Raw genomic sequence first — 697 nt, 5'->3', positions numbered from 1 at the left:
GTCGCGCGGGTCCTCCCGCGCGGGGACCGCGGCCAGGGCCAGGTCCTCCGGCGGGGCGGTGGGCAGGTCCTTGAGGGAGTGCACCGCGAGGTCCACCCGGCCGGCGAGCAGCGCGTCGCGCAGCGCGGAGACGAACACGCCCGTGCCGCCGATGCTGGCCAGCGGCGCGGTGGAGACGTCGCCGTGGGTGGTGACCAGGACCAGCTCCGCGGGCGTCCCGGCGGCGGCGAGCAGGTCGGCGACGGTGCGGCTCTGGGTGGTGGCCAGCGCGCTGCGCCGCGTGCCCAGGCGCAGGGCGCTCACCCGCGCGCTCCCCCGCCGTGGCCGCCGACGGCGTCGGCGACGGTGCCGCTGAGCGGGGCGTCGCCGACCCGGGCGCTGCCGGCCACGTCGAGGTCGAAGAGGGCGCGCAGGGCCTCGGCGTAGCCGGGCCCGCCCGGGTCCTCCGCGAGCTCCTTGACCCGCACCGTCGGCGTGTGCAGCAGCTTGTCGACGATGCGGTGCACCGTGCGCTCCACCTCGGTGCGCAGCGCGGGGTCCAGCCCGCGGGTGCGCTGCTCCAGGCGGTGCAGCTCCACCTCCGCGACGTGCCGGGCCTGCGCGCGCAGCGCCACGACCGTGGGGGCGACGTCGGCGGCGCGGCGGGCGGCGGCGTGGGCGGCGACCTCCTCGGCGATGATCTGCCGCACGGAGCGCA

2 pseudogenes are annotated in these 697 nt (G+C 79.3%); both read right to left on the bottom strand.

The annotated features are described in order from the left end of the window. Positions 1-303: pseudogene (locus tag ABEB16_RS14810) on the bottom strand (hydroxymethylbilane synthase); the annotation flags it as partial. Then, positions 300-697, bottom strand: a pseudogene (locus ABEB16_RS14805) (glutamyl-tRNA reductase); the annotation flags it as partial. The pseudogenes ABEB16_RS14805 and ABEB16_RS14810, both read right to left, overlap by 4 nt.

Source organism: Kineococcus glutinatus, from assembly GCF_039542765.1.
In the GTDB taxonomy this organism is placed as follows: domain Bacteria; phylum Actinomycetota; class Actinomycetes; order Actinomycetales; family Kineococcaceae; genus Kineococcus_A; species Kineococcus_A glutinatus.
The sequence above is the reverse complement of the archived record's forward strand: the minus strand, read 5'-3'. Positions and strand labels throughout refer to the sequence as shown.